Genomic DNA, 26296 nt, shown 5'->3' on the forward strand with positions numbered 1-26296 from the left:
TTCCCGGCTGCAAAGGCGCTCAGGCCACCGCGAGGTCGAGGGGCCGTCCCTCCGGGTTCAGGACGATGGCCCAGAGGCCCTGGGTGGCGGGGTGGAGGGGGGCGGGGCCGCGGCGGGCGAGTTGGTGGTCGAGGTAGGTGACGGCGTCCCGGTGGTTGACCGCGTTCCAGGCGTGCGGGCGACCGTAGGCGTCCAGGGTGAGCAGGACGGCCTGGGCGCCGTGCCCGGCCCGGCGGAGTTCGGCGGCGAGGCGGGTGAAGGCCTGGCCGCCGTCGCCGAGGTCGCGGAAGGGGGCGCCGAGTTCGCGTTCGGCGCGGTCGCGGCCGCCGCGTTCGCCGGCGTCGCCCTCGGTGGGGATGCGCGGGGCCGCGCAGGTGGGGCGGCCGGTGTAGGTGTCGACGGCGGAGAGGGCGATCTCCAGGCTGTTGTTGGCCCGGCCGGGTTCGCGGTGGCCGCCCGCGTTGACGGCCTCGGTCCAGCCGCCGGCCGCCGGGTCGGGGTGGCGGGCCGGCCGGTCGTCCTGGTCGCGGGGGACCCGTCGTTCGAGTTCGGCCTGGTGCTGGGGGTCGACCGGGCCGAGCCCGCCGGGCCGTCCGTACGGGCGGCTGTCGGCGATGGTGCGCAGTCGGGGTTCGGGGTCGTCGGCGAGCGGGCCGCGGCGGGCGCGCAGGGCGAGTTGGAGGGCCAGCGCGTGGGCGGTGGCGACCGGGACGGCACCCCAGGCGAGGGTCGGGTCGGCGAGGGGCGCGGCGGTGTCCCGGCGGCGGCCGTCGGGGTGGTGGGGCTCGGGCCGGCCGATGACCGGGGTGGTGCCGACGATCGGCGGCTCGGTCGGCGGTGGCGGTGCGGTGGCCGGGCCGTGGGTTCCGGCCGGGGTGCGGGGTGCGCCGGGCTGCGGTCCAGCGGCCACCGGCGCGCCGACGGCGGGTGCACCGGCCGCGGGGGTGCCGACCACGGGGGTGCCGACCACGGGGGTGCCGATGGCGGGCGCCCCCGCCCCGACACCGTTGCCGAAGGGCGCGGCCGGGTGCGCCGGGTAGCCGCCGGCGGCGAGCGGGCCGGGCCCGACGGCGCCGATCGGGCCGGCCACCGGGTAGCCACCCGAGTAGGCCGGTGTCCCGAACGGCCCGGGCGCACCGACCACACCGACGACGCCGACCGGCCGGACGACCGGGGGCGTGTCCGGCGCCGGGCTGTAGACGGGTCCGCCGGTGGACGGCGCGGTGACGGGTGCGGGCGGCGCGGCCACGGAGTCGGTCCGTACGGTCACCGGCACACTGCCGCCACCGCCACCGCCGTTGGTGTGGGTGGGCGCCTGGAGCGGGTAGTCCCCGTCCGACCAGCCCGCCGCCACCGATGAGCCGCCCTGGTGGGCGGGGGCCGCCGCCCGGACCGACGGCCCGTCGTCCCGGGCGGGCGGCGACCAGTCGGCGGCCGCGGCCACGGACCGGTGCGATCCGCCGTACGAGCCTCCGTACGAGGGGCCGGTGGCCGCCGCCGCGGCCGGGTCGGCCGTCGACACCGAGGCAGGGACGGCCGTGGGGTCCGCGGTGGGGTCCGCGACGTACGACGCCGCGGAGAGCACGGACGGGACCACCGGCGCGCCGGCCCGGTCCGCCGTCGGCTCCCCCGGCACCTTCGGGTCGCCCCCGGGAGCCCTGGGGTCCCGGGGGTCCCGGGGGTCGGTCAGGTCGGTCAGGTCGGCCAGGTCGGCGAGCGGCAGTCCGTGCAGGTCCTTGCCCGCCCGGTCGGTGAGCACCGGCTGCCCGTGCTCGTCGAGCCGGACGGCGAGGTCGGCCACCCCGACCACCGGCTTTCCGTCCGGCCCGGTCACCACCAGCAGCCCGGCGGCATCGGCCACCGGTGTGCCGTCGGAGCGCAGGATGACCGGCTTGCCGTCCGTACCGAGGACGGGCTGCCCGTGGGCGTCGAGCGCGACGCTGAGGCCGGGCACGCCGACCAGCGGCTTGCCGTCCTTCCCGGAGAGCACGACCAGGCCGGTGCCGTCCTTGCCGAGCACGCCCGGTTCGGCGAGGGCCACGGGCAGTCCGGCGGCGAGCGGGTCGAAGCCGGCCGCGGTGCGGTAGGAGGCGGTGGTGACGCCGGGCGTGGCGGCGGCGCCCAGGCGCAGCAGGGCGACGGCGGAGGGGTCCTTGAGTGCGGTGGCCAGGGCGTCCTTCATGCCGCGCCCGAGTTCGGCGAGCAGTCCGGCGATCTTGAGGGCGGCGGTCTCCACCGCGACGGCCTCGATGCTCGCGGCGACCTGACCGGCGGCGGTGTTCTCGACGCCGGCCGCGAAGCCGGCGGTGGACTTCGCCAGTCCGCCGAACACTCCCGTCTGCCCGGTCTGCCCGGTCCGGTCGGCGCTGCGGGCCACCCCGGCCGCGGTCTGCCGGACCTCGGCGGCCTGCTCCCGGGCCTGCTGGAGCTCGGCGGCCAGGTTCCGCAGGGTGGCGATGATCTCGGCCTTGCAGCCGTCGACGTCCTGCGCGGCGGTGTCGAAGGCGGCGGCGACCAGCCCGACCGCGGTGTGGGCGTCCGGCAGGCGGCCCTTGCCGCCGTCGCTGCAGGTGCGCCAGTAGGCCGTGAAGGAGTCGACGGCGTGGCCGGTGTTGTCGGCGGCCACCCGCTGGGCGGACTCGCCGCCCCGGCGGGTGATCCGTTCGGCCTCCGCCGCGAACTCCCGCCAGTGCGCGGCCGCCGTGCGCAGGGCCCCCTCGTCGGCCTGCGGCCACGGGTGGCCGGTCCTGGCCAGGAGCGGGACCAGTTCCTCGGGCAGTTTCCGGGACACGCGCTTCTCCCCCTTCGAGCCGGGCCGTTCAGACCGACATGTCCTGGGGGACGGCCGGTGCCGCCCCCGGTGTTGCCCCGGTTCCCGAAGTCGTCGGCGGGCCCTGGTACACGGCGGGCCGGGCGACCGCCCCCGGCACGGCTGCGGCCGGTCCGGTGTTCGCGCCGAAGCCGTCCGCCGTCGAGGTGTCGGTGTCGGTGGTCCGCTCGGCCATGGTGTGCAGTCCGGCGCCGACCCGGCCCACCTGGCCGGCCAGGGCCCTGAGCCCGCCGAGGAGTTCACCGTGCGCCGGGCCGTAGACGGCGGCGAAGGCGCTGCCCGGCTGGTCGGCGCCCCAGGGCGTGCCGAGCGCGGCCAGGTCCTTCTCCAAGGTGCCGACGGCCTTGCCGAGTTCGCGTCCGAGCTTCTCGAACTCCCTGCCCTCGCCGTGGAGTTCCCACGGTTTGAGGGCGAACCCGGTGTCGCCGCCGTCGGACTCGCCGGTGCTGCCGCCTGCCATCCCCGTACCTCCCCGTAGCGGACCGCGGCCGCCATCCTAGGCACGCCGCCGCCTCCGCCCGGCGGACGGCCGCACCTCTTCACCCCGCCTTCACCGCGCCCCGGGCGCGTGCCGAACGCGTCCCGGGCGCGCGGCGGGCGTCGCCCACCGGCCCGTACGCCCCCGCGAAGCTCTACCCTTGCCGGGTGGCACCAGCAGAAACGTCCAAGAAGAAGGCCAAGGCGAAGCCCCCGGCCGCCCCCGCCCCCGTCGACCTCGCGATGCCGACCCTGCGCCGCGAGATCCCGCGCGACGAGGTCCCGCTCGACTTCCCGCGCGCCTGGGTCGAGTTCGCCGACCCCGCCGACGAGGAGCAGGTCTTCCGCTGCGACCTGACCTGGCTGACCTCCCGCTGGTCCTGCGTCTTCGGCCAGGGCTGCCACGGCATCCGCGAGGGCCGCGGCGAGTCGGACGGCTGCTGCACGCTGGGCGCCCACTACTCGGACGAGGACGACGAGAAGCGCGTCCTCGGCCACGCGGCCCGGCTGACGCCCGAGCTGTGGGAGAACTTCGCCGAGGGCACCGACGCCAAGGGCCGGATCCGCTCCGACGGCGGCGTCACCATGCTGGACGAGGACGGCGACCGCCAGACCCGCCGGGTCGACGGCGCCTGCATCTTCGTGAACAGCCCGGACTTCGCGGGCGGCGCCGGCTGCGCCCTGCACGCGCTGGCCCTCAAGGAGGGCCGCGAGCCGCTGGAGACCAAGCCGGACGTATGCTGGCAGCTGCCGGTCCGCCGCACCTACGACTGGATCGACCGCCCCGACGACACCCGCTACCTCCAGGTGACGATCGGCGAGTACGACCGCCGCGGCTGGGGCCCGGGCGGCCACGACCTGCACTGGTGGTGCACCGGGGCCCCGGCCGCGCACCAGGGCGCGGTGCCGGTGTACGTCAGCTACCGCCCCGAGCTCACCGAGCTGATGGGCCGCGAGGCGTACGAGGTGCTGGCCCGGCTGTGCGAGGAGCGGATCGCCACCAAGGGCGACCGCAGGGTGGCCCCGCACCCGGCGGACCCGGTCAAGAAGGCCAAGGACAAGAAGTAGCGGCTGCGGGCCCGGTCCCCTTCCGGGGAGCCGGGCCTTCCCGTCGGTAGACCGGTCGGTCCAGACGGCCGTCGGTAGACCGGTCGGTCCAGGCGGCCATCAGTAGACCGGTCGGTCCAGAACCACCAGTAGACTGGCAGGTCCAGAACGGCCACCAGTAGACCGGTCGGTCCAGACAACCGTCAGTAGACCGGTCGGTCTATTTGTCGATGTCGCCGACCACGAAGAACATCGACCCGAGGATCGCCACCATGTCGGCGACCAGCGTCCCGGGCAGCAGCTCGGTGAGCGCCTGGATGTTGTTGAAGGACGCCGACCGCAGCTTGAGCCGCCACGGCGTCTTGTCACCGCGCGAGACCAGGTAGTAGCCGTTGACCCCGAGCGGGTTCTCGGTCCACGCGTAGGTGCTGCCCTCGGGCGCCTTGAGCACCTTGGGCAGCCGCTGGTTGACCGGGCCGGGCGGGAGGGTGGCGAGCTTGTCGAGGCAGGCGTCGGCGAGGTCCAGCGCGTTGCCGGTCTGCTCCAGCAGGCACTCGAAGCGGGCGAGGCAGTCGCCCTCCTCGCGGGTGACGACGGTGAGCACCTGCCGCAGTTCCTCGGAGCCGTACGCGAGGTAGGGCTCGTCGCGGCGCAGGTCGAGGTCGAGGCCGCTGGCCCGGGCGATCGGGCCGCTGACCCCGTACGCCTGCGCCTGGGCCGCGGTGAGCACGCCGACGCCGGCGGTGCGGGCGCGGAAGATCTCGTTGCCGAGGACGAGGTCCTCGAAGACCGGCAGCTGGGCGCGGACGGTGGCGACGGCGGCGCGGACCCGGCCGAGCCAGCCGGCCGGGAGGTCCTCCTTGAGGCCGCCGACCCGGTTGAACATGTAGTGCATCCGGCCGCCGGAGGCCTCCTCCAGCACGTGCTGGAGGTCCTCGCGGCCGGTGAAGGCGTGGAAGATCGGGGTGATCCCGCCGAGCTCCAGCGGGTAGGAGCCGAGGAACATCAGGTGGTTGAGCACCCGGTTGAGCTCGGCGAGCAGGGTGCGGATCCACACCGCCCGCTCGGGGACCTCCATGCCGAGCATCCGCTCGACGCCGAGCACCACGCCGAGTTCGTTGGAGAAGGCGGAGAGCCAGTCGTGCCGGTTGGCCAGCATGATGATCTGCCGGTAGTCACGGGCCTCGAACAGCTTCTCCGCACCGCGGTGCATGTAGCCGATCACCGGCTCGGCGGTGACGATCCGCTCGCCGTCGAGCAGCAGCCGCAGTCGCAGCACGCCGTGGGTGGCCGGGTGCTGCGGGCCGATGTTGAGCACCATGTCGGTGGTGCCCGCCCCGCCGGTGAAGTTCTCGGCTCCCGCCCCGATGCCGACCGTGGTCTCCCTCATGACCCCAGAGTCTGCCATCCCGGCAGGGCCGCCAGGCTCGTCGGTACCGGCATGCGGACGGCTTGCAGGACCCATCCGAAGCCGCCCAGCCCGGCCGGGTCGGTGAGTTCGGCCCCCTCCCCCGCGCCGCTGAGCGCCCGCAGGTAGCCGGCCGGGTCGGTGGAGGCGAGCGCCAGCGGCGGGCGCCCGCCGCTGACCCCGAGCGCGCGCAGGGCCTCGCGCTGCGTCGTCCACAGGCTGTGGAGACCGGGGACGGCGACGGCGTCCAGCGCGACGTGCGCGGTCACGTCGCGGGAGCCGTCCGGCACCGGGGCCACCTCCCGGCCGTCCCGGAAACCGGTGAAGGTCCCGAACGGCGGCCGCCGCCCGGCCGTGTGCCCGTAGTCGACGGCGACGGCCAGGCCGCGCTCCAGCCCGGCCACCGCCCGGGCCCAGGCGGCGTCCCGGGGCGCCCCGAACTCCACCACCTCCCCGGGCCCGACGGCCGGCCACCAGCGCTCGGCCCAGGCCGCGTCGGCCGCCGAGACGGGTTCGCCGAGGCGCTCCTCGCCGGTCGCGGTGTCCACCTCGCGGTAGCGCAGCACCCCGTCCTCGTCGACCTCCCCGGCGTCCAGCGGCACGTTGTCCAGCCACTCGTTGGCGAACAGCAGCCCGGTCACCCCGCGCGGCGGCTCCGTCGTCCACAGGGCTGTGGACGGGAGTCCGGCGGGCCGGTCGGCGAGCTCCACGCCGTACGGGCGCAGCCGCGCGAGCACCGGCCCGGGCAGTTCGGCCAGCACCCCGGCCAGCAGTTCCCCGCGCCCGGCCCCGACGTCGATCAGGGCCAGCTCCTCCGGACGGCCGAGGGCCTCGTCAACCTCCAGCAGCAGCCGGGCCACCGCACGGGCGAACCTCGGCGAGGCGTGCACCGAGGTCCGGAAGTGCCCGGCCGGGCCCTCCGGCCTGCGGTAGAAGCCGCCGTCCCGGTCGTACAGGGCCCGTTCCATGGCGGGCGCCCACCGCATCCACGTCATGGGGCGGGACGCTACCCGCCGGTGCGCGGCCCCTCCCAACCGGAGCGGGGGCGTCTCCGACCTACGGAGTAGGACGGATCGCCCTACCGGCGGACCTGGGCACCTCGTGCGACTGCCTAGGCTGGACACGTGCATCGACTCAACGCCTGGCTCCGCCGTCACCCCATGGTGGTCGACGCCGTCTGGGCGTCGCTCGTGCTCTTCCTCGCCCTGGTGTCCGACAGTTCCTCCGACAGCGGCTGGCGCCTCAACTCCGAGATCCTGGTCGCGGTGCTGCTGCCGCTGCTGATGGTCTTCCGCCGCCGCTTCCCCGACGTCACCGTCGCCGCCGCCACCGGCGTCGGCCTCGGGCAGGTCGCCGCCGACATCGACCCGGGCGCCTCCTCCATCGCCTACCTGGTGTTCGCCTACACCGGCGCCGCCTTCGGCCAGAAGTGGACCTCCCGGCTCGCCCTGCTCGCCGGGCTCTCCGCCGGTCCGCTGGCGTTCTGGCGGATGCACCTGGTGAAGACGTCCACCACGGACCACACCGGGGTGTACGTCTCCCGCCCGTACGGCGTCGCCGAGGCGCTGCTGTTCACCGTGCTGATGAGCACCCCGTTCATCCTCTGCTGGGCCTGGGGCCGGCTGACCAGGGTGCGGCGCGCCTACCTGACCGAGCTGGAGGACCGCGCGGCCCGGCTGGAGCGCGAGCGGGACGCCCAGTCCAAGGTGGCCGTCGCGGCCGAGCGGGCCCGGATCGCCCGCGAGCTGCACGACGTGGTCGCGCACAACGTGTCGGTGATGATCGTCCAGGCCGACGGCGCCGCCTACGTGCTGGACAACTCCCCGCAGCAGGCGAAGGAGGCGCTCGGCACGATCGCCTCCACCGGACGGCAGGCCCTGGTCGAGATGCGCCGCCTGCTGGGCGTGCTGCGCACCGCCGACACCGCCGAGGAGTACGTCCCGCAGCCGGGCGTCGAGGAGCTGCCCGACCTCCTGGAGCAGGTCCGCACGGCCGGGCTGGAGGTCGACTACGCGACCTCCGGGCACCCGCGCGAACTCCCCCGCGGGGTCGAGCTGACGGTCTACCGGATCGTCCAGGAGGCGCTGACCAACGTCCGCAAGCACGGCGGCCCCGACGTGCACGCCCGGGTGGCGGTCGACTTCGGCGAACGCGAGCTGGCCGTCCTGGTGGAGGACGACGGCCGCGGCAGCACCGACGAACAACTGGCCGCCGGCGGCACGGACGGTCTGGGCCACGGCCTGATCGGCATGCGCGAGCGGGTCGGCATGGTCAGCGGCAGCCTCGACGTGGGCCCCCGCCCCGGCGGCGGCTTCAGGATCCGCGCCGTCCTCCCGCTCAAGGCGGCACACTAGCCCCCCGTCCTCTGTTAGGAGCCACCTTGACCATCCGCGTGATGCTCGTCGACGACCAGGAACTGCTGCGCACCGGCTTCCGGATGATCCTCCAGTCGCAGGGCGACATCGAGATCGCCGCCGAGGCGGGCGACGGCGCCCAGGCGCTGGAGCGGCTGCGGCACACGCAGGTGGACGTGATCCTGATGGACGTCCGGATGCCGCGCCTGGACGGTGTGCAGGCGACCCGCCGGATCTGCCTGGCCGAGGACGGCAGCCCGCTGCCGAACGCCCCGCACGTGCTCATCCTCACCACCTTCGACCTGGACGAGTACGCCTTCGCCGCGCTCAAGGCCGGGGCCAGCGGCTTCCTGCTCAAGGACGTCCCGCCGACCGAGCTGGTGGCCGCGATCCGCGCGGTGCACGGCGGGGACGCCGTGGTCGCCCCGACCACCACCCGGCGAATGATCGACCGCTTCGCCGAGGTGCTGCCGACCCCGCACAGCGCGCCGGGCTCGGACGTCCTGGGCCCGCTGACCGAGCGCGAGCGGGAGGTGTTCCTGCTGGTCGCCCAGGGCCTGTCGAACGGCGAGATCGCGGCCCGGCTGGTGCTCTCCGAGGCCACCGTGAAGACCCACGTCGGCCGGATCCTGGCCAAGCTGGGGCTGCGCGACCGGGTCCAGGCGGTGGTGCTGGCGTACGAGGCCGGGCTGATCCGGGCCGGGGCGTCCGACTAGCCACGCCCAGGAACGACTGCCGGGGCCGCCCGTACACTGGGGCGGTACGTCCGGTACCCGACGCGGACCGGAACGGTCATTCAGGACAAGGGTGGACATGGATTCGTCCGACTTCGCCGACTTCGGAGAGTTCGCCCCGCTCGCCGACGGCCTCGGCGACCCCAGCAGCCGACCGGCCCGGCTCGCCGTCGGCGTGGTCGGCACCGGCCGGGTCGGCCCCGCGCTGGGCGCCGCCCTGCAGCTCGCCGGGCACACCGTGGTCGCCGCCTCCGGGGTGTCCGCCGCCTCCCGCCGCCGCGCCGAGTCCCTGCTGCCGGGCGTGCGGATCGTCACCCCGCCGCAGGTGATGGCCGCCGCCGACCTGGTGCTGCTGACCGTCCCGGACGACGCGCTCGCCGACCTGGTGGCCGGGCTGGTCGCCACCGGGGCGGTCCGTCCCGGCCAGCTGCTGGTGCACACCTCCGGCGCGCACGGCGTCGGCATCCTGGAGCCCGCCGCCCGGGCCGGGGCGCTGCCGCTGGCCCTGCACCCCGCGATGACCTTCACCGGCACCTCGGTGGACCTCGCCCGGCTGGCCGGCTGCCCCTTCGGGGTGACCGCCCCCGAGGAGCTGCGGCCGGTCGCCGAGGCGCTGGTGGTGGAGATGGGCGGCGAGCCCGAGTGGGTGCCCGAGGAGGTCCGCCCGCTCTACCACACCGCCCTCGCGCACGGCGCGAACCACCTGGTCACCCTGGTCGCCCAGGCGATGGACCTGCTGCGCACGGCCGGCGTCGCCGAGCCCGGCCGGATGCTCGGCCCGCTGCTCGGCGCCGCCCTGGACAACAGCCTGCGCTCCGGCGACGCGGCCCTCACCGGTCCGGTCGCCCGGGGCGACGCGGGCACCGTACGGCGCCACCTGGCGCAGCTCAGTACGGTGTCCCCGGACATCCCGGCGGCGTACCGGGCGATGGCCCGCGCCACCGCGCAACGGGCGCTCGCCAACGGGACGATCGACGACGCGTCGGCGGCGGCACTGCTGGACGTACTGAACGAGGAGAAGCACTGATGGCACGCGGGAAGCAGCCGAGCAAGGCCCAGCGGGCGCCGAAGGTCCACCGGGCCGTCGTCACCCACACCGTGGACGACTTCGAGGCCGCGTTCTGGCCGGACGAGAGCCCGGTGGACAACGCCGTGGTGATGACCATGGGCGCCCTGCACGAGGGCCACGCCGCGCTGGTCCGGGCCGCCCGCAAGCAGGTCGGCCGGGAGGGCCGGGTCGCGGTCACGGTCTTCGTCAACCCGCTGCAGTTCGGCCCGGCCGAGGACCTGGAGCGCTACCCGCGCACCCTGGACGCCGACGTCAAGCTCGCCGAGGAGAACGGCGCCGACGTGGTGTTCGCGCCGTCCGTCGAGGAGGTCTACCCGAACGGCGAGCCGCAGGTGCGCCTGGCGGCCGGCCCGATGGGCGGGCGCTTCGAGGGCGCCACCCGCCCCGGCCACTTCGACGGGGTGCTGACCGTCGTCGCCAAGCTGCTGCACATCACCGACCCGGACTTCGCCTTCTTCGGCGAGAAGGACGCCCAGCAGCTGGCGCTCATCCAGCGGATGGTCGCCGACCTGGACTTCGACGTCGAGATCGTCGGCGTGCCGACCGTCCGCGAGGAGGACGGCCTGGCGCTGTCCTCGCGCAACCGCTACCTCTCCGAGGAGGAGCGCACCCGCGCCCTCACCCTGTCCAAGGCCCTGTTCGCCGGCCGGGACGTCGCCGCGCAGGGCCCGAAGGCCGTGCGCGAGGCCGCCTCCGCCGTCCTGGACGGCGCCGAGGGCGTCACCCTCGACTACCTCGCCCTGATCGACCCGCACGACTTCTCCGAGGCGGCGGACGACTTCCAGGGCGAGGCGGTGCTGGCCGTCGCCGCACAGGTGGGCTCGACCCGCCTGATCGACAACGTTCACGTCATCTGCCGCTAGGCAGCTGACCGTCCAGCACGGAATCGTTCGTTGATCAGTTCGCCGAACAGGTAGTTCAACCCCCTCAGGCATGCACTCACAGGAGGCGTGACCCGCAATGCTCCGCACCATGCTCAAGTCCAAGATCCACCGGGCCACCGTGACCCAGGCCGACCTGCACTACGTCGGCTCGGTCACGGTGGACGAGGACCTGCTCGACGCCGCCGACCTGCTCCCCGGCGAGCTGGTCCACATCGTCGACATCAACAACGGCGCCCGGCTGGAGACGTACACCATCGCCGGCCCGCGCGGCACCGGCGTGATCGGCATCAACGGCGCCGCCGCCCGCCTGGTCCACCCGGGCGACCTCGTCATACTCATCGCCTACGGGCAGATGGACACGGCCGAGGCCAAGGGCTACGAGCCGAAGGTGGTCTTCGTGGACGGGAACAACCGGATCACCGGCTTCGGCGGCGACCCGGCGCAGGCCCCGGAGGGCAGCGGACTGCTCCGCGGCGACGCGGCGTACCGTGACGAGGACGGCGCGGCCACCACGGCCACGCGCTGAAGGAGCCACTGAGTCATGTCCGCTACGCACCGCCTCACCGCCCCGGCCCCGGGCTGGACCGCCGCCACCGACGTGGTCGTGGTCGGCTCCGGCATCGCCGGTCTCACCGTCGCGCTCAACGTCCGCAAGGCCGGCCTGCGGGCCATGGTGGTCACCAAGGCGGTGCTGGACGAGGGCTCCACCCGCTGGGCCCAGGGCGGCATAGCCGCCGCCCTGGGCGAGGGGGACACCCCGGAGCAGCACCTGGACGACACCCTGGTGGCCGGCGCCGGCGTCTGCGACGAGGAGGCCGTCCGCACCCTGGTCACCGAGGGCCCGGACGCCGTCCGCCGGCTGATCGCCGTCGGCGCGGCCTTCGACCGCGACGCGGACGGCGAGATCCTGCTCACCCGCGAGGGCGGCCACCACCGCCACCGGATCGTGCACGCGGGCGGGGACGCCACCGGCGCGGAGGTCTCCCGCGCCCTGGTCGCCGCCGTCCGCAGCGACCCGGACCTCGAACTGATCGAGCACGCGCTCGTCCTCGACCTGCTGACCGACGCCGAGGGCCACACCGCCGGGCTGACCCTGCACGTGATGGGCGAGGGCCAGCGCGACGGCGTCGGCGCCGTCCGGGCCCGTGCCGTGGTGCTCGCCACCGGTGGCCTGGGGCAGGTCTTCTCCGCCACCACCAACCCGGCCGTCTCCACCGGCGACGGCGTGGCCCTGGCCCTGCGGGCCGGCGCCGCCGCCGCCGACCTGGAGTTCGTCCAGTTCCACCCGACCGTGCTCTGGCTCGGCCCGGACGCCGCGGGCCAGCAGCCGCTGGTCTCCGAGGCCGTGCGCGGCGAGGGCGCCCACCTGGTGGACGCGGACGGCGTGCGATTCATGGTCGGCCAGCACGAGCTGGCCGAACTCGCCCCGCGCGACATCGTCGCCAAGGCCATCACCCGCCGCATGCAGGAGCAGGGCTCCGACCACATGTTCCTGGACGGGCGGCACTTCGGGGCCGAGATGTGGGAGCACCGCTTCCCCACCATCCTGGCCTCCTGCCGCTCGCACGGGATCGACCCGGTCACCGAGCCGATCCCGATCGCCCCGGCCGCGCACCACGCCGCCGGCGGCATCCGCACCGACCGGCACGGCCGTACCTCCGTCCCCGGCCTGTACGCCTGCGGCGAGGTCGCCTGCACCGGGGTGCACGGCGCCAACCGGCTGGCCTCCAACTCCCTGTTGGAGGGCCTGGTCTTCGCCGAGCGGATCGCCGCCGACCTGGCCGAGCGGCACACGGCCGGCGAACTGCCCGAGCGCACCGTGGACGTCGCCGCCGCGCAGGCCGCCCGGCCGGTGCCGCTGCCGGCCTCGGAGGCGCGCGCCGAGATCCAGCGGCTGATGTCGCGCGGCGCGGGCGTGCTGCGCTCGGCCGCCTCGCTGGCCGACGCCGCGGCCGGGCTGGCCCTGCTCGGCGAGCAGGCCCGCTCCCACGTGGCCGAGGAGAAGCCGGCCGACCCCCGGGTGGAGACCTGGGAGGCCGCCAACCTGCTGCTGGTCGCCACCGCCCTGGTCGCGGCCGCCGCGCAGCGCGAGGAGACCCGCGGCGGCCACTGGCGCGAGGACTTCCCCGAGCGCGACGACGCCCACTGGCGGCGCCACCTGATCACCACCCTCGCCGCCTCCGGCGACCCCGTCAGCACTCCCGAGGAGCAGTAGAACCATGACCCACGCGCACGAGGAACTCCCCCTGGCCGACCAGGGCGGCTGCGGCGACGGCTGCGCCTGCGGGGACGGCGAGGGCTACGAGACCGGCCTGGACCCGCAGCTGGCCGAGCTGCTGGAGGAGGCCGGGCTGGACCCGATCGAGGTCGAGGACATCGCCACCCTGGCGCTGGCCGAGGACCTGGCCGGCGGCGAGGACGTCACCTCGGTCGCCACCGTGCCCGCCGACGCGGTCGCGACCGCCGACTTCACCGCCCGCCAGGCCGGTGTGGTGGCCGGCCTGCGGGTCGCCGAGGCGGTCGTCTCGCTGGTCTGCGAGGAGGAGTTCGAGGTCGAGCGGCACGTCCAGGACGGCGACCGGGTGGAGGCCGGCCAGGTGCTGCTGTCGGTCCGCTCGCGCACCCGCGACCTGCTGACCGCCGAGCGCAGCGCGCTCAACCTGCTCTGCCGCCTGTCCGGCATCGCCACCGCGACCCGGGCCTGGGCGGACGCCCTGGAGGGCACCGGCGCGGTCGTCCGGGACACCCGCAAGACCACCCCGGGCCTGCGCGCCCTGGAGAAGTTCGCGGTCCGCTGCGGCGGCGGCGCCAACCACCGGATGGCGCTCTCGGACGCCGCCCTGGTGAAGGACAACCACGTGGTCGCCGCGGGCGGCGTGGCCGAGGCCTTCCGGGCCGTCCGGGCCGCGTACCCGGAGCTGGCGGTCGAGGTCGAGGTGGACGAGCTGGCGCAGATCCCCCCGGTGCTGGAGGCCGGTGCGGACCTGATCCTGCTGGACAACTTCACCGTCGAGCAGTTGAAGGAGGCCGTCGCGCTGGTGGCCGGCCGGGCGAAGCTGGAGGCCTCCGGCGGACTGACCCTGGCCGGCGCGCGCGAGGTCGCCCAGACTGGTGTCGACTACCTGGCCGTGGGCGCGCTGACCCACTCCTCGCCGATCCTGGACATCGGCCTGGACCTGCGCGCCTGACCGTCAGGTCGAGAGCGGTTCCTGCCCCGATCCCGTCCCGACTCGCAGAAAGCGTTCCCGTGCTCCTCACCATCGACGTCGGCAACACCCAGACCACGCTCGGCCTGTTCGACGGCGAGGAAGTGGTGGAACACTGGCGGATCTCCACCGATCCGCGCCGCACGGCCGACGAACTGGCGGTGCTGCTGCACGGGTTGACGGGCAGTCGCACCGCGGTCCGGGAGGCCGCGGTGGAGGGCCTGGCGATCTGCTCCTCCGTCCCCGCCGTGCTCCACGAGCTCCGCGAGGTGACCCGCCGCTACTACGGCGACGTCCCCGCGGTGATCGTGGAGCCCGGCGTGAAGACCGGGGTGCACGTCCTGATGGACAACCCCAAGGAGGTCGGCGCGGACCGGATCGTCAACGCGCTGGCCGCCAACCACCTGTACGGCGGCCCGTGCATCGTGGTCGACTTCGGCACCGCGACCACCTTCGACGCCGTCAACGCGCGCGGCGACTACGTCGGCGGCGCGATCGCCCCCGGCATCGAGATCTCGGTCGAGGCGCTCGGCGTCCGCGGCGCCCAGCTGCGCAAGATCGAGCTGGCCCGACCGCGCAACGTGATCGGGAAGAACACCGTCGAGGGCATGCAGTCCGGCATCCTCTACGGCTTCGCCGGGCAGGTCGACGGCCTGGTCGAGCGGATGGCCCGGGAGCTGGCCAAGGACCCGGACGACGTCCAGGTGATCGCCACCGGCGGGCTCGCCCCGCTGGTCCTCGGCGAGGCCACCACCATCGACGAGCACGAGCCCTGGCTGACCCTGATCGGCCTGCGCCTGGTGTACGAGCGCAACCGGCCGAGCTGACCCCGCCCGCCGTCCCCGCTGCCCCGCACCCCCGGTCACTCGGCTGACCCGGTGGGCGCGGGGCAGCGTCACAGGCTTGGCGAAAGGTTTCTCCAGCGGGCCGACCGTGCGGAATTCCGCGCGACGTTACCGACAAATCGGATATTCCTCACGTAGTGTCAACCCATGCCTACGCCACACGGATCGCGCGGCGGCATGGCCTTCAGCGCCGACGAAGTCCGCGTGCTGCGCCGAGCCCTCGCCCAAGCCCTGCACCCCGCCGTCCCCGTCCACCTCCAGGCGCCCGACCGGACGGCGCTCGCCGGGCCGGGCGCCGACCTGTGGGCGGAGGACGTCCAGGACGCCCTGCACCTGACCGAGGCCATCGACGAGGCCGTCCAGGAGGGCGGCCGGCTGCGCGCCTTCCTGCTCGCCGACCTCGGCCGCTACCGCGCCGCCCTGCCCGGCAGCGCCCCCGGCTACCTGGAGCGCCTGGAGGAGGCGGTGACCGACGGCTACCTGCCCGGACCCGAGGACCTCACCGCCCTGCGCGGGCTGACCCGCCAGCCCTGCGGCCACGGCGAGCGGGCCCGCCGCTCCCGGCTCGCCGGGCGCTGCCACGCCCTGGCCGAGGCCGCCGTCCGCGAGCGCCTGGCGCTCTCCACCGGGCACCCGCGCCACCTGGTGGCCGTACCGAACCCCACCGCACCACCCAGCAGTCACCCCACCCCTGTAGGAGGACGGATCACGATGAGCAGCACCGACTCCCGGGACTCCCGCCCGGAGCAGCCCGCCGCCGCGCAGACCCCGCCCCGCCCGCACCGGATGCCCACCCCGGCCGAACTCTTCGGCCGCCGCCCCAAGCCTCCGGCCCGGCCCGCCCCGGAGGCCGGGCGGGACGGCGAGGAGGTCGAGCTCGCCACCGGCACCGGCTGAGCCGCCCGCACCCGCCCCGGAGGGGAGGCCGTCGGACCGACGGCCTCCCCTCCGGCGATATCCGGTCGCGGAGCACCGTGTGTGGCTGGCTACCCTTGTGGGGTGAGCGATCAGAGCCTTGTCCCCGCGACCGACGACCTTCCCGAGCAGATGCGCGTCCGGCGCGAGAAGCTGGACCGGCTCCGGGCGGCCGGGGTCGACCCGTACCCGGTCGGATTCCCCCGCACCACCACCATCGCGGACCTGCGTGCCAAGCACCCGGACCTCGAACCCGACACCGCGACCGGCGAGCGCGCCGGCATCACCGGCCGGGTGATCCTGTCCCGCACCGGCGGCAAGCTGTGCTTCGCCACCCTGCGCGACGGCTCCGGCGACCTCCAGGTGATGTTCTCCCTGGACAAGCTCGGCGCCGAGCGGCTGGCGGCCTGGAAGTCCGACATCGACCTCGGCGACCAGGTCGGCGTCGAGGGCGAGGTGATCACCTCCAAGCGCGGCGAGCTGTCGGTGATGGTGGACCGCTGGGAGCTCACCGCCAAGTGCCTGCGCCCGCTGCCGGACAAGCACAAGGGCCTGACCGACCCGGAGGCCCGGGTCCGCCAGCGCTACGTCGACCTGATCGTGAACCCCGAGGCGCGCGAGATCCTGCACCTGCGCAGCAAGGTCGTCCGCTCGATCCGCCGCACCTACGAGGACCGCGGCTACATCGAGGTCGAGACCCCGATGCTGCAGCCGGTGCACGGCGGCGCCAACGCGCGTCCGTTCAAGACGCACATCAACGCGTACGACATCGACCTCTACATGCGCATCGCCCCCGAGCTGTACCTCAAGCGGCTGGTGGTCGGCGGCGCCGAGAAGGTCTTCGAGATCAACCGCAACTTCCGCAACGAGGGCGCGGACTCCACCCACAACCCGGAGTTCACCTCGCTGGAGTCGTACGAGGCCTACGGCGACTACGACACCCAGGCCGAGCTGATCCGCGCGACGATCGTCAACGCCGCCCGGGACGCCCTGGGCACCACGGTGATCAAGGGCGTCGACCCGCACGGCGTGGAGCACGAGATCGACCTGGCCGAGCCGTGGGCGGAGGTCAGCGTCTACCCGGGCATCTCCGCCCACCTGGGCGTCGAGGTCACCCCGGAGACCTCCGTCGAGGAGCTGCGCGCGCTGGCCACCGAGCACGGCATCCCGTTCGAGAAGAGCTGGGGCCACGGCCAGATCGTGCTGGAGATGGTGGAGCGCCTGCTGGAGGAGAACGCCGTCCGGCCGACCTTCATCAAGGACTACCCGACCGAGGTCTCCCCGCTGACCCGCCAGCACCGCTCGATCGCGGGCGTGGCCGAGAAGTGGGACCTGGTGATCTTCGGCACCGAGATCGGCACCGCCTACTCCGAGCTGGTCGACCCGGTCGAGCAGCGCGCCCGCCTGACCGCGCAGTCCCTGCTGGCCGCCGGCGGCGACGTCGAGGCGATGCAGGTGGACGAGGACTTCCTGCGCGCCCTGGAGTACGCGATGCCCCCGACCGGTGGCCTGGGCCTCGGCGTGGACCGCCTGATCATGCTGCTGACCGGCAAGAACATCCGGGAGACCGTGCTCTTCCCGCTGGTGAAGCCGGAGCCGAAGGCCTCCGCCGCCGCGGCGGAGAAGACCGAGGAGGAGTGACCTGATGGACTACGTCAGCGCGATCGTGCCGCCGTTGCTCATGGCGATCGGCTTCGGATTCCTGGTGCGGGCCATCATCCGCAGCCAGGGCGGGGCCCAGAAGGCCAAGGAAGACACCGACTGATCGACCGACGTCGTCAGCCGCTCCGAACCACCCGCGCCGCCATTCCCGATTCCCGGGGGTGGCGGCGCGCCGGTTTGGCGCACTTCACAAGATTTGCCCCATTCACTCCCTATCCTGGCCGCACTATGGTCCGGCAACTCGGCGAACTTGAGAACGCCATCATGACCCGGGTGTGGCGGTGGAACCGACCGGTGACGGTTCGCGAGGTTCTCCTGGATCTGCAGTCGGAACGCGAAATCGCGTACACCACGGTGATGACCGTCCTGGACAAGCTGCACAGAAAGGGCTGGCTGCGCCGCGAGCGGGCGGGCCGGGCCTATCGATATGAACCGGTCTCCTCGCGTGAGGCGTACACGGCGGCCCTGATGAACGACGCCTGGGCCACCGGCGACAATCCCGCGGCGGCCCTGGTCCACTTCTTCGGCCTGATGTCGCCGGAGCAGCGCGAGGCCCTCCGGGACGCCTTGCGGGTCGCGGCCTTGTTCCCGCCCGATCCAGCGGCGGATCAGCCCGCCCCGGATTCCCCCGCGGACGGCCCGGATACCGGCGGAGCGGATACCGGGGAGACCCCGCCGGGCGCGACGCGATAACGTCCCGCCATGGAGGTCACCATCCGCCGCGCGCGGACCACGGACGTACGGGCCGTACGCGGGCTCATCGACGCCTACTCGCGCGACGGCATTCTGCTCGACAAGCCCACAGTCACACTGTTCGAATCCGTCCAGGAGTTCTGGGTCGCGGAACGCGACGACAACGGCGCGGTGGTGGCCTGCGGCGCCCTGCACGTGATGTGGGAGGACCTCGCCGAGGTCCGCACCCTCGCGGTCGATCCGTCCTGCCGGGGCTTCGGGATCGGGCACGTGCTGTTGGAGAAGCTGGTGCAGACCGCCCGCTGGCTGGGCGTCCGTCGGATTTTCTGCTTGACGTTCGAGGTTCCGTTCTTCGCGAAACACGGTTTCGTCGAGATCGGGGAGCTCCAGGAAACCGATGATGGTACGACAGACCCGGCGGCGATCGCTACGGATGTCTATGAAGAACTCCTCCGCTCGTACGATGAAGGTGTCGCGGAGTTCCTCGACCTGGAGCGGGTGAAGCCCAACACACTGGGCAACTCACGCATGCTGCTGCACCTCTGAGCGGCTCCGCGCCGGTCAAGGGTTTGTGTTTTCCGCAGAAAGGCGCTTTCCTTTCCTTAGGCAATGGGTCGTTTAGCGGAAAGGGAAGCCCGTGGCACAGAGGGTGCAGGTCATTCTTGAAGACGATCTCGATGGCGGTTCGGCGGACGAGACGGTGACGTTCGCGCTCGACGGCGTTGCCTACGAGATCGATCTGAAGAGCGCCAACGCGGACAAGCTGCGCGGTCTGCTGGCGCCCTACCTGGAGAAGGGCCGCAAGCAGAGCGGCCGGCTGGCCGGGCCCCGCCGCCCGGGCCGCGCCGCCGCGGCCCGGCCGTCCGGCAGCGCTCCCGACACCGCGAAGGTCCGCGCGTGGGCCAAGGAGCAGGGCATGGAGGTCAACGACCGCGGCCGGGTGCCGAGCACCGTCCGCGAGGCCTACGACAAGGCCAACGCGGCCTGACCCCGGCGCCACCACCGGCCCGCCGGAGCGGATGCGGGGCCCCGGCTGCCGCGTACGGCACCGACGACACACGCGCGGGGCGCGGAGGTGACACCTCCGCGCCCCGCGGCGCGCACCGGGCCGGCCGCCGCACCGGGGGTCCCGGGGCCTGGGCCTGCCCGGCCGGCCGGGGCTGCGGGCTCGGGCGGCGGAACAATCACGAGCTGTGCAACGCTGTAGGGGCGAAGCGGTAACGCGGACACCCCGGGATGGCGTACGACCGTCCCCGGCCGCCGTCGAACCACCGTCACCGCGGCCGGACTTCTCGCCAGGCGAACACCGCCACCGCGGAAACTGCGCGAGAACCGCCCCGATACCGGGTATGAATGCAGGTGGACGGGTTCTTCGACCCGTCCAGGGGCAGCATGTGCGACCGGCCGAAGAGGACCCGGCTCCGCCCCGGCGACTCTTGTTCGCCGATGGCGTAGCGGTTTCCGGTGCATCCGGCCCACCTGTGGGAACACCGATTCCCAGCATCAGGTTGGGATTGGTGTCGGCTGGTCGCGCAGCATCTCGCTCCTCTACCGGGGAGTGAATCCGTGGGCCGCGCCGCTGAGCGGGACTAGCATGCGGAAGGACAGGGCGGGGACGGACCCCGAACTGCCCGACCGCTCTGAGGAGCGATAAACGATGTTCGAGAGGTTCACCGACCGCGCGCGGCGGGTTGTCGTCCTGGCTCAGGAAGAAGCCCGGATGCTCAACCACAACTACATCGGCACCGAGCACATCCTCCTGGGTCTGATCCACGAGGGCGAGGGCGTCGCCGCCAAGGCCCTGGAGAGCCTCGGGATTTCCCTTGAGGCCGTGCGCCAGCAGGTCGAGGAGATCATCGGCCAGGGCCAGCAGGCCCCGTCCGGCCACATTCCCTTCACCCCCCGGGCGAAGAAGGTCCTGGAGCTGTCGCTCCGGGAGGCCCTGCAGCTCGGCCACAACTACATCGGCACCGAGCACATCCTGCTCGGCCTGATCCGCGAGGGCGAGGGCGTCGCCGCCCAGGTCCTGGTCAAGCTGGGTGCCGACCTCAACCGGGTGCGCCAGCAGGTCATCCAGCTGCTCTCCGGCTACCAGACCAGCGGCGGCAAGGAGTCGGCCACGGCCGGCGGGCCCGCCGAGGGCACCCCGTCGACCTCGCTGGTCCTGGACCAGTTCGGGCGCAACCTCACCCAGGCCGCCCGCGAGGCCAAGCTCGACCCGGTCATCGGGCGCGAGAAGGAGATCGAGCGGGTCATGCAGGTGCTGTCCCGCCGCACCAAGAACAACCCGGTCCTGATCGGTGAGCCCGGCGTCGGCAAGACCGCCGTGGTCGAGGGTCTGGCGCAGGCGATCGTCAAGGGCGAGGTCCCGGAGACGCTCAAGGACAAGCAGCTCTACACGCTGGACCTGGGCGCCCTGGTGGCCGGCTCGCGCTACCGCGGTGACTTCGAGGAGCGCCTCAAGAAGGTGCTCAAGGAGATCCGCACCCGCGGCGACATCATCCTGTTCATCGACGAGCTGCACACCCTGGTCGGCGCGGGCGCCGCCGAGGGCGCCATCGACGCCGCCAGCATCCTCAAGCCGATGCTGGCCCGCGGCGAGCTGCAGACCATCGGTGCCACCACCCTGGACGAGTACCGCAAGCACCTGGAGAAGGACGCCGCGCTGGAGCGCCGCTTCCAGCCGATCCAGGTCGCCGAGCCCTCGCTGCCGCACACCATCGAGATCCTCAAGGGTCTGCGCGACCGCTACGAGGCCCACCACCGGGTCTCCATCACGGACGCCGCCCTGGTCGCCGCCGCCACCCTGGCCGACCGGTACATCTCGGACCGCTTCCTGCCGGACAAGGCGATCGACCTGATCGACGAGGCCGGCTCGCGCATGCGCATCCGCCGGATGACCGCGCCGCCGGACCTGCGCGAGTTCGACGAGAAGATCGCCGACGTGCGCCGCGAGAAGGAGAGCGCGATCGACGCGCAGGACTTCGAGAAGGCCGCGTCCCTGCGCGACGACGAGAAGCAGCTCCTGCAGGCCAAGGCCAAGCGCGAGAAGGAGTGGAAGGCCGGCGACATGGACGTCGTCGCGGAGGTCAACGAGGAGCTCATCGCCGAGGTCCTGGCCACCGCCACCGGCATCCCGGTCTTCAAGCTGACCGAGGAGGAGACCTCCCGGCTGCTGCGCATGGAGGACGAGCTGCACAAGCGCGTCATCGGCCAGAAGGACGCCATCAAGGCGCTCTCCCAGGCCATCCGGCGCACCCGTGCGGGCCTCAAGGACCCGAAGCGCCCCGGCGGTTCGTTCATCTTCGCCGGCCCGTCCGGCGTCGGTAAGACCGAACTGTCCAAGACGCTCGCCGAGTTCCTCTTCGGCGACGAGGACGCGCTGATCGCGCTCGACATGTCCGAGTTCTCCGAGAAGCACACCGTCTCCCGGCTGTTCGGCTCCCCGCCCGGGTACGTGGGCTACGAGGAGGGCGGCCAGCTGACCGAGAAGGTCCGCCGCAAGCCGTTCTCGGTCGTCCTCTTCGACGAGGTCGAGAAGGCCCACCCGGACATCTTCAACTCGCTGCTGCAGATCCTGGAGGACGGTCGTCTGACCGACTCCCAGGGCCGCGTGGTCGACTTCAAGAACACCGTCATCATCATGACGACCAACCTCGGCACCCGGGACATCTCCAAGGGCTTCAACCTCGGCTTCGCGGCCACGGGTGACTCCCAGACCGGGTACGAGCGGATGAAGGCGAAGGTCGGCGAGGAGCTCAAGCAGCACTTCCGCCCCGAGTTCCTGAACCGCGTCGACGACATCGTGGTGTTCCACCAGCTGTCCGAGGTCGACATCATCCAGATCGTCGACCTGATGATCGCCAAGGTGGACGAGCGGCTCAAGGACAAGGACATGGGCCTGGAGCTCAGCGTCGAGGCCAAGAAGCTGCTGGCCAAGCGCGGCTACGACCCCATCATGGGTGCCCGTCCGCTGCGCCGCACCATCCAGCGCGAGATCGAGGACCACCTCTCCGAGAAGATCCTCTTCGGCGAGCTGCGGGCCGGCCACATCGTGGTCGTGGACGTGGACGGCGAGGGCAAGGACGCCAAGTTCACCTTCCGCGGCGAGGAGAAGTCGGCCGTCGCGGACACCCCGGCCGAGGTCGCTTCGTCCGGTCCGGACCTGACGAAGTAGACCAACATTTAACAGACAACTTCACAGCCACGAGCCCCCGGCGTTCGCGCCGGGGGCTCGTTGCGTTCCGGATCCCGGTGCAGGGCCCGGACCAGGCGTTTTCTGATCGACCGTCAGCTGACACGAAATCGGCGAGCATAGCGCCGTGGCCATGTCAGGGTCAAGGTCTATCTTTTCCAGCTCTACTTCGGTCAAATGACGTCCACCTGTCTTTCATATTGGTTTACCGGGCCTTGGCCAAGAGTCAGCTCGGTCGGGGAGGGCGTCACAACGTTGAAGACCACCAGGAGAGCCGCAGCGGTCACCACCGCGGCGGCGGTCATAGTCACGCTCGGCGCGGGTCTGTTCCCGAGCAGCGCCGTCGCGGCCGGCTCGGCACCGGTCCCGAAGGACCCGGCCGACGCCGTCCAGTCCGTCAACACCGAGCACAACATCCCGGGCCCGCTGACCGCCAAGGTCGACGCGGAGAAGAAGGCCGCCACCGAGCAGCTGCTCAACGGCACCGCCCAGGTCGAGCAGCACAACGGCAGCACCAGCGTGAAGCTCGGCAAGGACAAGTACGTCGAGCTCCCCCGTGAGCGCTCGGACAAGATCTTCACGATCCTGGTCGACTTCGGCGACCAGGTCGACAACACCACCAAGACCGCCGACGGCAAGGTCAAGTACGGCGGCGAGGCCGGCCCCAAGCACAACGAGATCGAGGCGCCCGACCGCGCCACGAACAACTCGACCGCCTGGCAGGCCGACTACAACCAGCAGCACTACCAGGACCTGTACTTCGCCAAGGACAAGCCCTCGCTGAAGACCTTCTACGAGAAGCAGTCCTCGGGCCGCTACACGGTCGACGGCGTGGTCTCGGACTGGGTCCGGGTGCCGTGGAACGAGGCCCGGTACGGCTCCGACTACTGCGGCTCCAACGTCTGCTCCAGCGCCCAGGACCTGATCCGCGACGCCGTCGACATCTGGTACAAGGACCAGCTGGCGAAGGGTCAGACCAAGGAGCAGGTCAAGGCGACGCTGGCCTCGTACGACCAGTGGGACCGCTACGGGTCGCACCACGACGGGAACTTCAACCAGCCCGACGGGTACATCGACCACTTCCAGATCGTGCACGCCGGTGAGGACAAGTCGGCCGGTGGCGGCAAGCAGGGCAGCAAGGCCCTGTGGGCGCACCGCTCGTACGTCTACGGCAACCTGACCGGCCAGGCCGGCCCGGACAGCAACAAGCTCGGCGGCGTCCAGGTCGGTGACTCCGGCTTCTGGATCGGCGACTACACGATGCAGCCGGAGAACGGCGGCCTCGGCGTCTTCGCGCACGAGTACGGCCACGACCTCGGTCTGCCGGACCTCTACGACACCGCCGGCAAGGGCATCGACAACTCGGTCGGCTTCTGGTCCCTGATGTCCTCCGGCTCCTGGCTCGGCGAGGGCAAGGACAGCATCGGCGACATGCCGAACGACCTCGACGCCTGGAGCAAGTACCAGCTCGGCTGGCTCAAGGTCGACCGCGCCAAGGCGGGTACCGAGTCGACGCACCACATCGGCCCGGTCGAGTACAACACCAACCTTCCGCAGGCGCTCATCGTCGACCTGCCGAAGAAGAGCATCACCACCGACATCAACAAGCCCTTCGCCGGCAACAACGAGTGGTGGAGCGGCAGCGCCGACAACCTGAACGTCACGCTGACCCGCGACGTCGACCTGACCGGCAAGACCAAGGCCAGCATCAACGCCAAGGCCTGGTACGAGCTGGAGCCGGACTTCGACTACGCCTTCGGCGAGGTCTCCACCGACGGTGGCAAGAACTGGACCGTGGTGGACGGCACCTGGAACGGCGCCGCCCTCCCGAAGGAGAACGGCCGCCCGGCCCTCAGCGGCCTCACCGCCGCCTGGGGCGACCTGTCGTTCAACCTGGACGCCTACGCGGGCAAGAAGATCCAGTTCCGCTTCCACAACACCACTGACGGCGGTCTGCACTACCGCGGCTTCGCGGCGGACAACATCGCCGTGGTAGCCGACGGTGCCACCGTGTTCAGCGACGACGTGGAGAACGGCGACAACGGCTGGACCGCCGCCGGCTTCACCCGCTTCGGCGGCTCGTACACCAAGGACTACGCGCAGTACTACATCGCGGAGAACAAGCAGTACGTGTCGTTCGACCAGACCCTCAAGACCGGCCCGTACAACTTCGGTTCGGCCGCCAAGCCCAGCTGGGTCGAGCACTACTCGTACCAGCCCGGCCTGCTGATCTGGTACTGGGACGAGTCGCAGACCGACAACAACGTCAGCGCCCACCCGGGCCACGGCCTGGTCCTGCCGGTCGACTCGCACCCGGCCCCGATCAAGTGGTCCGACGGCACCCTGATGCGTCCGCGCATGCAGGGCTTCGACTCGACCTTCGGTTCGCGCCGCGTCCCGGCGCTGACCCTGCACAAGGCCGACGTCGAGACCGTCATCCCGAAGTCCAAGGGCGTCGACGAGTTCAACGACCTGAAGTCCTGGTGGTCGAAGGACGACCAGTACGCCGGTGTGGACGTGCCGAAGACCGGCACCAGCATCGAGGTCGAGAACGAGTCCGCGAACTACCTGGAGACCTGGATCCGGGTCCGCCCGGTCGACAACTGATCGTCCTGACGGTCAGGCCGTGATCGCGCGGCACTGAGTTCTCCACGTCCGGCCCGCCCCCGCCACCGCGCGGGGGCGGGCCGGACGCTTTTCGGCGGCCAGGCGCTTTTCGGCGGCCGGCCCCGCCCGGGAGCGCGGGCACCGGGTGGCGCTGGTCACAGCGGTTCGGCGCGGTACGACCGGGCCTAGTAGTCGACAGGGCGGGACCGCGGCGTGGACCCGGTCGGGCCTCGGCGATCCGATCTCATGATCATTACTCCGTCGGTGGGAATCCCCGGCGCCACGCCGACTACACGGGGTAGTACATCGCCGAGTTTGGGGCTGCGCTCGGTGACGGTTAAAGCTGAGTGCTCCCCTGCGCAGCCGACCGCCCGACCGGGCGTTTCCGTGCTGCCCCCGCACGACCGTGAGGTACGACCCGCGATGTCCAACGTCCCGCCCGTGGGGCCGGCCCTGCGCCGGCTCGCCGTCCGCGCGACGGCCCAGGCGGCCGTCTGGCAGCCGCGGATCGGCCAGGCCGTCCGCCGCCACGCCGTACCGCCGCTGCGGCTGCTCACCACCCCCCGGCACGCCACCCTGCCGGGCAGCCGGCAGCGGACCGAGCGCGACCACGCGGTGGCCTCGGCCGGGGCGGCCGCCGCGCTGCTGGCGGGCGTGCTGCTGATCGCCGCTCCGGGCAGCGCCTCGGCGCAGACCGTACGGCCGACCACGCCCGGCAGCTCGGCCTTCACCGCCCCGCGGGCGGAGGTGCCCAACCCGGGCCTGGTGCAGGTGGCCGGGCCGAGCCCGTACAAGCTGCCCGACGACGCCGCCTCGGCACAGGCCTTCGTGGCCGTGGCGCCCAACCTGCTGCCGCTCGACCCGGCCGCCGGGGAGCCCGCGCCCGCCGAGCAGCCCGGCGCGCAGCCGGAGGCCGCACCGGACCCCGCGCCCGCGCCCGCGCCGGACTGGTCGGCGCCGGCGCCGGACGCGCCGACCAGCAACCCGTTCGGGAAGCCCAACCGCAGCTACGCCGCCGGGTACCACACCGGGGTGGACTTCGCGGTCTCCCCCGGCACGCCGGTGCTGGCGGTCGGCGACGCGACCGTGGTCTCGGCCGGCTGGGACGGCGCGTACGGCAAGGAGGTCGTGCTGCGGCTGGCCGACGGGCACTTCGCGCAGTACGCGCACCTGTCGGCGGTCTCGGTGTCGGCCGGCGACCGGGTGCCGGCGGGCCTGCGGGTCGGGCTGTCCGGGAACACCGGCAACTCGACCGGGCCGCACCTGCACTTCGAGATCCGCACCAGCAACCGCTACGGCGCCGTGGTCAACCCGATCGCCTACCTCTCCGCGCACGGCGTCACGGCGTTCTAGGACGCCGTGCCGCGGTG

The 26296-nt window shown here is 72.8% G+C and carries 21 protein-coding genes; 17 read left to right on the forward strand and 4 right to left on the reverse strand.

Translation table 11 applies throughout. The annotated features are described in order from the left end of the window. Positions 1–19 precede the first annotated feature (19 nt). Both ACFV8H_RS28420 and ACFV8H_RS28425 read right to left on the reverse strand, forming a co-directional pair. Positions 20–2791: a toxin glutamine deamidase domain-containing protein gene (locus ACFV8H_RS28420; protein ID WP_380405461.1), complete on the reverse strand. Its 2772-nt coding sequence runs from the start codon at positions 2789–2791 to the stop codon at positions 20–22. Between the two features lie 28 nt (positions 2792–2819). Beyond that, positions 2820–3290 (reverse strand): hypothetical protein, encoded by a 471-nt coding sequence (locus ACFV8H_RS28425; RefSeq protein ID WP_380405464.1) that lies wholly within the window; start codon positions 3288–3290, stop codon positions 2820–2822. A 260-nt stretch (positions 3291–3550) separates the two neighbouring features. Here ACFV8H_RS28425 and ACFV8H_RS28430 point away from each other — a divergent pair, with 260 nt between their 5' ends. After that, entirely contained in the window at positions 3551–4375 is an 825-nt protein-coding gene (locus tag ACFV8H_RS28430; RefSeq protein ID WP_380405534.1) for a hypothetical protein, read from the forward strand. Positions 4376–4574: 199 nt separating this feature from the next. On the opposite strand, the gene ACFV8H_RS28435 is transcribed toward ACFV8H_RS28430, so the two are convergent. Then, on the reverse strand, positions 4575–5744 hold the full coding sequence (locus tag ACFV8H_RS28435) for an NADH-quinone oxidoreductase subunit D (protein WP_380405467.1): 1170 nt from the start codon (positions 5742–5744) through the stop codon (positions 4575–4577). Further along, positions 5741–6757 (reverse strand): SAM-dependent methyltransferase, encoded by a 1017-nt coding sequence (locus ACFV8H_RS28440; protein ID WP_380405470.1) that lies wholly within the window; start codon positions 6755–6757, stop codon positions 5741–5743. Before ACFV8H_RS28440 ends, ACFV8H_RS28435 begins: the two co-directional genes overlap by 4 nt. A gap of 165 nt (positions 6758–6922) precedes the next feature. On the opposite strand from ACFV8H_RS28440, the gene ACFV8H_RS28445 reads away from it, so the two are divergent. The 16 genes from ACFV8H_RS28445 to ACFV8H_RS28520 all read left to right on the forward strand — a co-directional run bounded on the left by ACFV8H_RS28445 (position 6923) and on the right by ACFV8H_RS28520 (position 26279). Then, positions 6923–8116, forward strand: coding sequence for a sensor histidine kinase (locus ACFV8H_RS28445; protein WP_380405537.1), 1194 nt, complete (start codon positions 6923–6925; stop codon positions 8114–8116). Positions 8117–8142: 26 nt separating this feature from the next. Next, positions 8143–8832, forward strand: coding sequence for a response regulator (locus ACFV8H_RS28450; protein ID WP_375881707.1), 690 nt, complete (start codon positions 8143–8145; stop codon positions 8830–8832). Positions 8833–8929: 97 nt separating this feature from the next. Continuing rightward, entirely contained in the window at positions 8930–9877 is a 948-nt protein-coding gene (locus ACFV8H_RS28455; protein WP_375881705.1) for a Rossmann-like and DUF2520 domain-containing protein, read from the forward strand. After that, the gene (gene panC / locus ACFV8H_RS28460) at positions 9877–10782 is read left to right on the forward strand and encodes a pantoate--beta-alanine ligase (RefSeq protein WP_380405474.1); all 906 of its coding nucleotides are present in this window, start codon (positions 9877–9879) and stop codon (positions 10780–10782) included. The genes ACFV8H_RS28455 and panC overlap by 1 nt, the downstream gene beginning before the upstream one ends. A 97-nt stretch (positions 10783–10879) precedes the next feature. Then, positions 10880–11329 (forward strand): aspartate 1-decarboxylase, encoded by a 450-nt coding sequence (gene panD / locus ACFV8H_RS28465; RefSeq protein WP_375881700.1) that lies wholly within the window; start codon positions 10880–10882, stop codon positions 11327–11329. Between the two features lie 15 nt (positions 11330–11344). After that, a complete protein-coding gene (locus tag ACFV8H_RS28470; RefSeq protein WP_380405477.1) occupies positions 11345–13018 on the forward strand; it encodes an L-aspartate oxidase in 1674 nt (557 codons plus the stop codon). 4 nt (positions 13019–13022) lie between these two features. Next, positions 13023–13991 (forward strand): carboxylating nicotinate-nucleotide diphosphorylase, encoded by a 969-nt coding sequence (nadC, locus tag ACFV8H_RS28475; protein ID WP_375881694.1) that lies wholly within the window; start codon positions 13023–13025, stop codon positions 13989–13991. Between the two features lie 59 nt (positions 13992–14050). Then, positions 14051–14836, forward strand: a complete 786-nt coding sequence (locus ACFV8H_RS28480; protein WP_375881691.1) for a type III pantothenate kinase — start codon at positions 14051–14053, stop codon at positions 14834–14836. A gap of 165 nt (positions 14837–15001) precedes the next feature. Next, entirely contained in the window at positions 15002–15751 is a 750-nt protein-coding gene (locus ACFV8H_RS28485) for a hypothetical protein (RefSeq protein ID WP_380405480.1), read from the forward strand. Positions 15752–15853: 102 nt separating this feature from the next. Then, positions 15854–17410 carry a bifunctional lysylphosphatidylglycerol synthetase/lysine--tRNA ligase LysX gene (gene lysX / locus ACFV8H_RS28490; protein WP_380405483.1) on the forward strand — a complete coding sequence of 519 codons (1557 nt, stop codon included), beginning with the start codon at positions 15854–15856 and terminating at the stop codon, positions 17408–17410. A gap of 249 nt (positions 17411–17659) precedes the next feature. Further along, positions 17660–18124, forward strand: coding sequence for a BlaI/MecI/CopY family transcriptional regulator (locus ACFV8H_RS28495; protein WP_380405486.1), 465 nt, complete (start codon positions 17660–17662; stop codon positions 18122–18124). 9 nt (positions 18125–18133) lie between these two features. Further along, entirely contained in the window at positions 18134–18670 is a 537-nt protein-coding gene (locus ACFV8H_RS28500; RefSeq protein WP_375881681.1) for an amino-acid N-acetyltransferase, read from the forward strand. Between the two features lie 91 nt (positions 18671–18761). Continuing rightward, a complete protein-coding gene (locus tag ACFV8H_RS28505) occupies positions 18762–19112 on the forward strand; it encodes an Lsr2 family protein (protein ID WP_380405489.1) in 351 nt (116 codons plus the stop codon). Between the two features lie 669 nt (positions 19113–19781). Next, positions 19782–22301: an ATP-dependent Clp protease ATP-binding subunit gene (locus ACFV8H_RS28510; RefSeq protein WP_380405492.1), complete on the forward strand. Its 2520-nt coding sequence runs from the start codon at positions 19782–19784 to the stop codon at positions 22299–22301. A gap of 273 nt (positions 22302–22574) precedes the next feature. Continuing rightward, entirely contained in the window at positions 22575–24926 is a 2352-nt protein-coding gene (locus ACFV8H_RS28515) for an immune inhibitor A domain-containing protein (protein ID WP_380405495.1), read from the forward strand. Between the two features lie 423 nt (positions 24927–25349). Next, positions 25350–26279 (forward strand): M23 family metallopeptidase, encoded by a 930-nt coding sequence (locus tag ACFV8H_RS28520; RefSeq protein ID WP_380405498.1) that lies wholly within the window; start codon positions 25350–25352, stop codon positions 26277–26279. The last annotated feature ends 17 nt before the right edge of the window (positions 26280–26296 follow it).

Origin of the sequence: Kitasatospora sp. NPDC059827, assembly GCF_042731675.1 — a bacterium.
Lineage (GTDB): Bacteria > Actinomycetota > Actinomycetes > Streptomycetales > Streptomycetaceae > Kitasatospora.

Coding starts and splice junctions, on each gene's coding strand:
- panC (WP_380405474.1), top strand. CDS start 9,877: ATGGCACGCGGGAAGCAGCCGAGCAAGGCCCAGCGGGCGCCGAAGGTC.
- ACFV8H_RS28440 (WP_380405470.1), bottom strand. CDS start 6,757: ATGACGTGGATGCGGTGGGCGCCCGCCATGGAACGGGCCCTGTACGAC.
- ACFV8H_RS28470 (WP_380405477.1), top strand. CDS start 11,345: ATGTCCGCTACGCACCGCCTCACCGCCCCGGCCCCGGGCTGGACCGCC.
- ACFV8H_RS28435 (WP_380405467.1), bottom strand. CDS start 5,744: ATGAGGGAGACCACGGTCGGCATCGGGGCGGGAGCCGAGAACTTCACC.
- ACFV8H_RS28500 (WP_375881681.1), top strand. CDS start 18,134: ATGGAGGTCACCATCCGCCGCGCGCGGACCACGGACGTACGGGCCGTA.
- nadC (WP_375881694.1), top strand. CDS start 13,023: ATGACCCACGCGCACGAGGAACTCCCCCTGGCCGACCAGGGCGGCTGC.
- ACFV8H_RS28455 (WP_375881705.1), top strand. CDS start 8,930: ATGGATTCGTCCGACTTCGCCGACTTCGGAGAGTTCGCCCCGCTCGCC.
- panD (WP_375881700.1), top strand. CDS start 10,880: ATGCTCCGCACCATGCTCAAGTCCAAGATCCACCGGGCCACCGTGACC.
- ACFV8H_RS28425 (WP_380405464.1), bottom strand. CDS start 3,290: ATGGCAGGCGGCAGCACCGGCGAGTCCGACGGCGGCGACACCGGGTTC.
- ACFV8H_RS28485 (WP_380405480.1), top strand. CDS start 15,002: ATGCCTACGCCACACGGATCGCGCGGCGGCATGGCCTTCAGCGCCGAC.
- ACFV8H_RS28495 (WP_380405486.1), top strand. CDS start 17,660: ATGGTCCGGCAACTCGGCGAACTTGAGAACGCCATCATGACCCGGGTG.
- ACFV8H_RS28445 (WP_380405537.1), top strand. CDS start 6,923: ATGGTGGTCGACGCCGTCTGGGCGTCGCTCGTGCTCTTCCTCGCCCTG.
- ACFV8H_RS28430 (WP_380405534.1), top strand. CDS start 3,551: ATGCCGACCCTGCGCCGCGAGATCCCGCGCGACGAGGTCCCGCTCGAC.
- ACFV8H_RS28510 (WP_380405492.1), top strand. CDS start 19,782: ATGTTCGAGAGGTTCACCGACCGCGCGCGGCGGGTTGTCGTCCTGGCT.
- ACFV8H_RS28520 (WP_380405498.1), top strand. CDS start 25,350: ATGTCCAACGTCCCGCCCGTGGGGCCGGCCCTGCGCCGGCTCGCCGTC.